The 9859-nt window shown below is 66.5% G+C and carries 6 protein-coding genes; 2 read left to right on the forward strand and 4 right to left on the reverse strand.

The window, feature by feature from the left end; all coding sequences use genetic code 11:
• Together ACIQ6O_RS08305 and ACIQ6O_RS08310 are read left to right on the forward strand one after the other, a co-directional pair.
• On the forward strand, positions 1-761 hold a 761-nt coding region (locus ACIQ6O_RS08305), incomplete at its 5' end, for a class I SAM-dependent methyltransferase (RefSeq protein ID WP_396207313.1).
• Between the two features lie 219 nt (positions 762-980).
• The gene (locus ACIQ6O_RS08310) at positions 981-3518 is read left to right on the forward strand and encodes a glycoside hydrolase family 3 N-terminal domain-containing protein (RefSeq protein ID WP_396207314.1); all 2538 of its coding nucleotides are present in this window, start codon (positions 981-983) and stop codon (positions 3516-3518) included.
• A gap of 141 nt (positions 3519-3659) precedes the next feature.
• On the opposite strand, the gene ACIQ6O_RS08315 is transcribed toward ACIQ6O_RS08310, so the two are convergent.
• From ACIQ6O_RS08315 to ACIQ6O_RS08330, 4 genes are all read right to left on the reverse strand, one after another.
• A complete protein-coding gene (locus ACIQ6O_RS08315) occupies positions 3660-5714 on the reverse strand; it encodes a (Fe-S)-binding protein (RefSeq protein WP_396207315.1) in 2055 nt (684 codons plus the stop codon).
• A gap of 159 nt (positions 5715-5873) precedes the next feature.
• Positions 5874-7031: a DUF4249 family protein gene (locus tag ACIQ6O_RS08320; protein ID WP_396207316.1), complete on the reverse strand. Its 1158-nt coding sequence runs from the start codon at positions 7029-7031 to the stop codon at positions 5874-5876.
• A 5-nt stretch (positions 7032-7036) separates the two neighbouring features.
• A complete protein-coding gene (locus ACIQ6O_RS08325; protein ID WP_396207317.1) occupies positions 7037-9310 on the reverse strand; it encodes a carboxypeptidase-like regulatory domain-containing protein in 2274 nt (757 codons plus the stop codon).
• 113 nt (positions 9311-9423) lie between these two features.
• A partial coding sequence (locus tag ACIQ6O_RS08330) for an electron transfer flavoprotein subunit alpha/FixB family protein (protein ID WP_396207318.1) occupies positions 9424-9859 on the reverse strand: 436 nt, incomplete at its 5' end.

The raw sequence follows: 9859 nt of genomic DNA on the forward strand, positions 1-9859 counted from the left end.
GTACTGTTCGCCGCGACGGAGCGTGTGTCGTGACGGAAACCGGTGCGCATTCCAACCTGATCGAGTTGTCGGGTTTGCACGGTGCCGATCTCGAAGCGGCGTTCGCCCGCAAGTTCGAAACGGCCACAGAAACGGTGACGGTGGGCTCGGCGCCACACGCCCGCGAGTTCACGCTCTTCAAGCCGGCGAATGCCGATCATCTGATCAGCGAGGCCGACTACGTGATGGACGAGCGGCTGCCCTATTGGGCCGATCTCTGGCCGTCGGCGCGTGTGTTGGCTGGCGCGCTGCTGGAGATGGATGGCCATGGCCGCACGCTGCTCGAGATGGGCTGCGGCTTGGGTCTCGATACGGTGGCGGCCATGGCCGCGGGGTTTACCGTGACGGCCACCGACTACTACGAGGATGCCATTCACATCGCGCGTCTGAATGCCTCGCGCAACATCGGCCGTGAGCCGGCGACGCGCATGGTGAACTGGCGTGCGTGGCCAGACAGCCTCGGTACGTTCGACGTGGTCATGGCGGCCGACGTGCTGTACGAGAAGGAATACGCCACACTCGTAGGCGACTGCATCGCGCGCGCGCTCGCGCCGCACGGTGAAGCCATCGTGGCCGATCCGGGGCGACTCGCCCTGCCCGCCTTCCTCGAGCATCTCGACACCATCGGCCTGCGGGTCGCCAGCCGCGTCGATGTGCCGTATGAGGCCGGACCGATCAAGCAACGTATTCAGCTGCTGCGTCTCGTGCGCTCGGCTGCCTAACAGGCGCCACACGCAGGACAGCGCCGAGCCTGCGAGAGTGTGCATCACGGAGTAGGCTTGGGGATGCGAATTTCCGGCCTGCTCCGTTTGTGTTTTTCGGCGGCACTTGGCGTACCCGCGGTCGTGTCTGCCCAAAGCCGCGACCGCGCACTCGATGGTGCACCATACCGAGATGCTCGGCTTTCCCCGGCCGCGCGCGCACAGGACCTGCTCGCGCGCATGTCGATTGAGGAGAAGTTCTGGCAGCTGTTCATGATCCCGGGCGACCGTGATGACGTGGCGCACGACTATCGTCATGGCTCGTTCGGCCTGCAGGTGAACGCACCGGCCGGCATGCGCGCCGACTCACCGCGCAGTGACACACTCCCGGCATCGCGCGTGGCGCGCGCGCATGCCGTGCGCATCAATGCCCTGCAGCGCTACTTCGTGGATTCCACGCGGCTCGGGATTCCGATGATGCCCTTCGAGGAAACCCTGCACGGGGTGGGGCGAGAGGGCGCCACCACGTTTCCGCAGGCCATCGGCCTCGCCGCCACATGGGATACCACCCTGATGAGCCGCGTGGCTGGGGCGATCGCGACCGAAGCCCGTGCGCGTGGTATCCGCCACAGCCTCAGTCCTGTCATCAACGTGGCCAACGACGTGCGCTGGGGGCGGGTGGAGGAGACCTACGGCGAGGACACCCATCTCACCTCGGCGATGGGGCGCGCGTACATCCGCGAGTTCGAACGCCGCGGGGTGGTGGCCACTCCCAAGCATTTCGTGGCCAATGTCGGCGAGGGGGGGCGCGACAGCTATCCCATCGAGTTCAGCGAACGCCTGCTGCGTGAACGGTACTTCCCGCCCTTCCAGTCGGCCGTGCAGGATGCGGGCGCACGCAGCGTGATGAGTGCGTACAACTCGGTGGACGGCTCCCCCGCCTCACAGAACCGCACGCTTCTCACCGACGTGCTCCGGCGCGCATGGCGGTTCGACGGCTTCGTGATTTCCGATGCCGCAGCCACCGGCGGCGCCATCGTGCTGCATCACACCGAGGCGAGCACCGCCACCGCAGCGAAACACGCGCTGGAGTCGGGGCTCGATGTGATCTTCCAGAGCAGCTACGACCAGCATCGCGCATGGCTCAACGCCTTTCGCACGGGCGGCATCTTCCCCGCGGCCATCGACAGCGCGGTCGCGCGCGTGCTGCGGGTGAAATTCGCACTCGGGCTGTTCGAACAGCCCTATGCCCACGAGGACAGCGCCGCAGCGGTCGCCCGATCCACCGCGCATCGCGCCATCGCGCGCGAGGCGGCGGCCAAGTCCATCGTGCTGCTTCGCAACGAGCACGGCACCCTGCCCCTCGCCTCGACGGCGAGGCGCATTGCCGTGATCGGTACCGATGCCGTCGAGGGGCGTGCGGGTGGCTATGCCCCGCCCGGGGCGCGGGTTGTCACGATCGCCGAGGCGCTGCGGGCGGGTGCACCGACCGGCGCGTCGGTGCGTATACATGCCGGCGTGCCACGGGTCTGGCGCGATCTGGCCGTGATTCCGTCGGCGGCGTTCTCTCACGACAGTGCCGGCCGTCGGGTGGCCGGCCTTCACGGACAGTACTGGCCGAACATCGGGTTCGAGGGCGCGCCGACCATCGTGCGACGCGATGCGCAGGTGGACTTTCAGTGGACGCTGAACGGCCCCGGCCGGGGGATCCCCTTCGACTGGTACAGCGGCCGGTGGGAGGGCACCCTCACCGTTCCCGCAGGCGGAGTGCGTACACTCGCCGTGGAGGGGAACGAGGGGGTTCGCCTCTGGGTCAACGACACGCTGCGCATCGATCATTGGCGTAAGGCGAGCTACGGCACGCAGCGCACGGCCGTCCGATTGGCCGGCGGCACATCGCATCGCGTTCGCCTCGAGTATTTCGAGGCCACCGGAAATGCGCGGCTCAAGCTCCTGTGGGATGCTGGCATCGTGGATCGGCATCGCGCGCAGATCGCCAGCGCGGCAGCGCTGGCGCGTACGAGCGATGTCGCTGTGATCGTGGCCGGTATCGAGGAGGGCGAGTTCCGTGATCGCGCGATGCTCGGCCTTCCTGGCAAGCAGGAGGCACTCATTCGTGCCGTAGCGGCCACCGGCACGCCGGTGGTCGTGGTACTCGTGGGCGGTAGTGCGATTACCATGCCGTGGATCGAACAGGTGGGCGCCGTACTCGACGTGTGGTATCCGGGGCAGGAAGGCGGCCACGCGGTGGCGGATGTGCTCTTCGGCCGTGTGAATCCCGCCGGGCGTCTCCCGCTCACCTTCCCCATGCACGAGGGGCAGGTCCCGCTGCACTACGCGCACAAACCCACCGGGCGCGGTGACGATTACCTCGATCTCACTGGGCACCCGCTCTTCCCCTTCGGGCACGGGCTGTCGTACAGCAACTTCACCTATCGTGATCTGAACGTCGAGGTACGTCCAGCCACGGACAGTATCGCGTTGCGTGTTTCACTCAGCGTACAGAACACCGGGGCGCGCGGAGGCGACGAGGTGGTGCAGCTCTATCTGCGCGATGTGCTGGCGAGCGTGGCGCGGCCTATTCAGGAGCTGGCAGGGTTCACGCGCCTTTCGCTCGCGGCCGGTGCGACGCAGCGCGTGACGTTCGACGTGAAGCGTTCGCAGGTGCGGTTCCTCGATGCGTCCATGCGCATAATCGAGGAGCCAGGGGTCTGGCGGGTGATGGTGGGCGGGTCGAGCCGCGATATCCGCCTGCGGGCCGAGGTGCCGCTGCCCTGAAGCGCGATGTCATCGCTTTGTTCGGGGGCACTGCTTTCGCGGAGACGCGGAGAAAACGATGAGGCCGCAGAGAATTGATGCTTTCTCTGCGGCCTCTGTTCACTCCGCGTCTCCGCGAAAGCAGTTACAGCAACTCTCGACTCACACCGATGCAGCCGGAACTGCGAGCTTGGCCGCCACCACCTCGGAAATGTCGAGCACCGGCACCTCGCTCCCCGCGCCGGTCACGCCGTCGGTGATCATCGTCATGCAGAACGGGCACGCGACCGCGATCTGATCGGCGCCGGTGGCGAGCAGCTCTTCGCTACGCTCCACGTTCACGCGCTTGCCCACGTTCTCTTCCATCCACATGCGGCCGCCACCGGCGCCGCAGCAGAGGCCACGGCTCTTCGTGCGCGCGGGCTCCACCAGCTCCACGATCGGGAGCGCCTTCTTGAGCGTGTTACGCGGTGCGTCGTACACCTCGTTGTAGCGACCGAGGTAGCACGAATCGTGATACGCCACCTTGAGCCGCTGGCCGTGCTCGGTGTCGAGCGGTACACGCCCGTCGTTGAGCAGACGCTCGATGTACTCCGTGTGGTGAATGACTTCGTAGTGCCCACCCAGATCGGGGAATTCCTTGCCCATCTGGTGGAAGCAGTGCGGGCAGAACGTCACCACCGTCTTGATCTCGTACCCGTTGAGCGTTTCGATCACGCCCTTGGCCATCATCTGGTACAGATACTCGTTGCCCATGCGGCGGGCCGGGTCACCGTGGCAGGTCTCTTCCTGACCGAGAATCGCGAACTTCACGTTGGCGGCCTGCAGAATACGCGCGAACGCCACCGTGATCTTCTTGCTGCGATCATCGAACGACCCGGCGCAGCCCACCCAGAACAGGATGTCCGGCTTTTCGCCGCTCGCCGCCATTTCGGCCATCGTGGGGATGTTCATCCCCTCGGCCCACTTCTCACGGTCGGCGGCACTGAACGCCCACGGACTACCGTTGCGCTCGAGACTGGTGAGCGCCGGCTGAATCTCCTCGGGGAAGCGCGACTCCATGAGCATGAGGTCGCGGCGCAGCTCGTTGATGATGTCGAGCTGGTCGATGCTCACCGGGCACTCCTGCACGCACGCACGGCAGCTCGTGCACGCCCACAACTCGTCTTCGGTGATCCAATCGTCGAGCAGCTTCTTGTCGAGCACGGCCTGCTGTTCCGCCGTGGCCGTACCACCGCCGGCAGCGACGAGGTCCAGCATCGACGCCTTTTCGGTGAGCCGCGCGCGCGTCTTCACCACGATCATGCGCGGCGAGAGCGTCTTGCCGGTGATGTTGGCCGGGCACGCCGCGGTGCAGCGTCCGCACTCCGTGCAGCTGTAGCCGTCGAGCAGGTTCTTCCACGTCAGGTGCTCCACATCGCTCGCCCCGAACTGCTCGGCGTCTTCCGCCTCGAGGTCCATGGGGCGCATGGCGCCGACCCGCCCCGGCCCATCGGTGTTGGAGAACCACACATTGATGAGCGACGTGAGCACGTGCAGGTGCTTCGATTTCGGCAAGTGATCCAGGAACCACAGAATCAACACCGCGTGAATCCACCACATCGCGCGCGCCATCACATGCGCGGTCTCCGCGCTCATGCCACCGAACAGCGGCAGCAGCATCGCCGTGATCACACGCCCGCTGGTGTCGGCCCCCGGCTGCTTCGCCTCACCCACGAAGAGCAGCAACAGCGTGGCCATCAACACGGCGATCACACTGAGAATGAGCACGGCTTCGCCGCTGTGCACCGCGTCCACCGTGAACCGCTTGGGCTTGATCACCAGGCGGCGGTACAGCAGGTAGAACACGGGGATGAGCACGAACACCGCGAAGACTTCCTGCGAGAACACGTACGGCACGTACAGCAGCTGCGGCAGGATCACGTTCCAGGTGAAGGGCGTGTACAGCCCCTGGATCATGATTTCGATGGTGCCGAGCCCCAGCACGCAGAAGCCCCAGAACACCAGCGCGTGCATCATCCCCCCCAGCGGATCGCGCAGGATTTTCGTCTGCGCGAGACCGATGAGGAGGAAGTTCTTCGTACGGATATCGGGGTGATCGGTGCGGACTTCGTCCTTGGCGAGCTTGAGCCAGCGGACGAGCCGCTGCGCCTGCTGTGAAAACATCCACAGGCCGCCGGCGAGGATCACCGCGAAAACGTAGTTCTGCAGAGTCATGGCGCGAAGCCGAGCTGTCGATGACGGGGAGGGTACACACGGTGGGACGGGAGCCGTGGACAGGACCGATTGCTCGGGTCCCGTTTCAGGCGACCGTGTTCATCCCGGTCAAGTTCGCACCGGGGCACCGGTTTCGGGGAGGGGCGAGCGCTGGTTGGGTTACGGTACCACGCGGCGAAACACGCGCGGCCCCGTAGTGGCGAAGCGGCCGTCGTAGGTGCCCGCCAGTGAGTCCCCCGCCAGCCTCGCGGTAAACACCGCCACCGTATCGGCGCTCGAACCGGCGGCCAGCGTGACCAGCCGGAGCGTTTCGCCCCGCAGGGTCCCCAGCACAAATCGCCGCAGCGCCGTGACTTCGCGACCACTGACACTGCTCACCGTCGGCCCTTGGACGTCCACCCAGAGATCCACCTCGGCGGCCTGACCATTGGCGGCCAGACCGCGCCAGCGCGCGTCGAGGGGAAAGCGCGTGTTCTCCGTGACCGTGACCTCACGCCGCAGCAGGTTTACAAGGCTCCCGAAAAGCCCGACGCCACCGCGTATACTGCTGATGAGCCCCGTGCCACCAAAGGGGTCGTTTCCCGAACGATTGTAGTCGTAGAAGTTGCCGTCGACCGCTGCCACATTCGCCGTCTGCACGAAGCCCGGAAACCAGAGTGACGGCAGCCCGTCTGCGAAGAAGTTCCGCAGCCCGCCGCCGAGTGTGAACTGCGTGGAGTCCGAGAACAGCGCCCACGGGCCAAAGGGCCCCTCCACACGCAGCGCATAGCGCCGCGCGCCGGTGACCGCCGGCCAGCGGAGGGCGAGGGTGTCACGACTGCGGTTCAGCACGGTCGGCTGCGCCACCGCGCCGCTCCCGGGCGTCCATCCGGGCGGGGCGCCGGGCACCAGCGTCTCGCCAGTGACCTCGCGGTTGTCGGCCGTGCGCACCCGCAGGCGATAGCGGCGCCCCGGTTGCACGGCGAGCTGCGCGCGCGCCACCACGTAGCGACCGGTGGCGCGGGTCCCGACCAGCGTTTCCACTGCACGGACACCGACGCTGTCGCCGTCCGCGAGCAGCCGGACGTCGGCGCCGTTGATCGGGGACCCGCCGGCGGTGCGAATGGGATCCAGCGGGTTGAACCTGAGCCGGTCGTTGATGTCGATCCGCCCCGTGAGCGACGACTCTACCAGCACGACCTGCTCGGCCACATCGGGATTGAGCACCGCATGCACGACAATGGCCGACTGCGGTGACGTCACCTCCACCGGCGCCGCCTCGCAGCCAACGAGGGCACCAACGACGCACAGCAGTCGTCCCGCTCGGGAGAAACGCAAAGCGCTCACCATGACACCGTCACGCCGACCGTGGGAATGAATGGAAACTGGGAGATGGCCGTGCGCGTGGGCGGATTGTCGGAGTAATCGAAGAAGTAGGTGAACACGTTGCGGGCATTGTAGGCATTCACGATGGATGCATAGGGCGCCCAGGTACGCTTACCTGGCTTGGTCCGCGTGACGCTCAGGTCGAGGCGCTGGAACAGCGGAAAACGCGCGGCGTTGCGTACCCCGCCAATCGGTTCGCGCGACACCTCGCGATTGCCGGTACCGAAACTGTTGGTGAGGGGATCATAGCGGCGCCGCACGAGCTGCCCGACCACGTCGGTGAAGGGCGTACCCGTGCCCACGCCGAGCCGCACGCCGTAGCTCCACACGGCACCGGGACGATAGGAGGTCACGACGTTGAGGTTGTGACGGCGGTCCTGCACCGGGGCGAATCTCCCGTCGACGCCGTTCCGCCAGTTCACCGCATACGAGTACGCGATCCATCCCGACACGCGCTGACTCTCCAGCTGTCGCACCAGCAGGTCCGCCCCGTAGGACTCGCCGCTGGTCACGATGAATTCGTCACCCACCACGTTCGGATCGTTGAAGAGATTCGACGAGGGGAGCTGCTGGTACTGCTTGCTCCACGCTTCGAGACGCACGAAGCGGCTGCCGCCCCACCATTTCTCTCCGCCCACGCTCCCCTGCCACGCGCTCGACACCGGCGTGTTACGGTCGGCGGTGAGCCAGAAGTCGAAGATACGCACGGGCGCCTGCTCGTTACGGAGTGCGGGCGTCCATTGCGTCGTGCGACCGCCGGCCACGGTGAGCGCAAAATCCGGCGCGGCGAACCACTTGAGCGAGGCGCGTGGCGAGGCTCCGCTCCATCCGGTGCCGGTCACGGTTTCGCCGCGCACGCCCACCCGCGCCACGAAGCGTTGGTGGCGCACCGTGTGATCCACATACACGGAGGCCGCCGAGGGACGCTGGCCGACGGCGAGAATGGGATCAGCGCTGGCGGCAGCGTTCACATCGTAGCGCGTGCGCAGTCCCGACCACTCGTAGCCCACCAATGTTTCGTGATTCCCCCGCCAACGCGTGAGCTCGCCCCACGCCCGCGAATCGCCAAGTCGGTTCTCGAAGCGCAGCGACCCTGAGCCGAGGTCGAGATTGGTCGAGAACCCGGTCCACGACAGACGCTGCATGGCCCGTGTGGAATCGCCGCCCCATCGCGCACCGAGGGGCTGCGTATACGCCATACCCACCAGCGCATTGCCCCAGTCGAACAGCAGTTCACCACCACCAGCCTGCGACGAATCCCCGAAGGCGGCAAGCGACGCATCGAGCACATCACGCCCGCGATACGCTGTAAGCGACACGACGCCGCTATTGGGCAACGTGTGCCGCACGTGGGCCTGCATGTCGGTGAAGTAGTAGGGGAGCTGCCGGTCGCTCAGCAGCGACACGAACCGATCGGCGTAGGTGCGGCGTGCCGCCACATTCCAGCTGGTACTGCCCCGCACCGTACCCCCGAGTGAGAGGGTACTCGCGAGGACCGACACCGATGCGGCCCCGTGCACGCCACTGCGCGGCTCCGCCTTGGGCACCACACTCAGCACGCTCGAAAGGCGCGAGCCGTAGCGCGCCGGAAACCCGCCGGGGAGCAGCTCGAACTCTCCGACCGTTTCGTCGATGAAGGTGCCGAACAGCCCGCCAAGGTGGAACGGATTGTAGATGGGGAACCCGTCGAGCAGCACGAGGTTCTGATCGCTTTCGCCACCGCGCACGTTGTAGCCGGCCGTGAAGTCGTTCGTGGCCACGACGCCGGGAAGCAGTTGCACCACCCGCAGCACATCGGGTTCGCCGATGACCGGCACGCGCTTGAGCGTCTCGCCGCGCACGCTCACCACACTCGGACTGCCGGAGAGCCGGAACTGCTCCCGCTCGGTCGCCGCGGCGGCCACCTTCACGGTCTGCAACTGCGCCGTGGACGGTTGCAGCGCGACCGTGATCCGGGTGGTATCGCCGCGGCGTACGAGGACCGACACGGTATCGGACCGATAGCCGAGTCGCCCCACGACCAATCGTGCCGCACCCGCCGGCACGCCAGGCAGCGCGAACCGTCCATCATCACCGGCGGCGGTCCCGACGCGCGTCCCGCGCACAACGACCGTGGCTGCCGCCACCGGTTGCCGCGTACGGGCATCCACCACCTGCCCGCTCACGACGCCGGTGGAGTCGGCGACACTCACGGCGACCTGCAACAGCACCGAAAAAAGCGAGGAAATCATGAAGGCTCAGGGAGACCGGAACGAACAACGCCACGCCTTCCAAACGGAAGTCGTGGCGTTGTTGATCCCGCGGGATCACATCCCATGGGCTCAAACCCGGAGGATGTCCCGGTTCAGCCCTGCGCGCGCACCTTCTTGACCTCGTCGGTGAACGCCGGCATGACGTCGAACACGTCACCCACGATGCCGTAGTCGGCCACCTTGAAGATCGGCGCGTCCTTATCCTTGTTGATCGCGACGATCGTCTTGGAGGTGCGCATGCCCGCAAGGTGCTGGATGGCCCCCGAGATCCCCACGGCGATGTACAGGTTGGGGCTCACATTGCGCCCGGTCTGTCCGATCTGATCCGAGTGGGGACGCCACCCTTCGTCGGTCACGGCGCGCGTGGCACCCACCGCCGCATTGCCGAACGCGTCGGCGAGATCATCGCACAGCTTGAAGTTCTCCGCGGCCTTGAGGCCACGGCCGCCGGCCACGATGATCGGTGCGTCGTTGAGGTCGATCTTGCCCGTGTTGCCCTGCTTGAGCTCCACCACCTTCACGCGCGAG

Source organism: Gemmatimonas sp. (assembly GCF_044345575.1).
Classification (GTDB): domain Bacteria; phylum Gemmatimonadota; class Gemmatimonadetes; order Gemmatimonadales; family Gemmatimonadaceae; genus Gemmatimonas.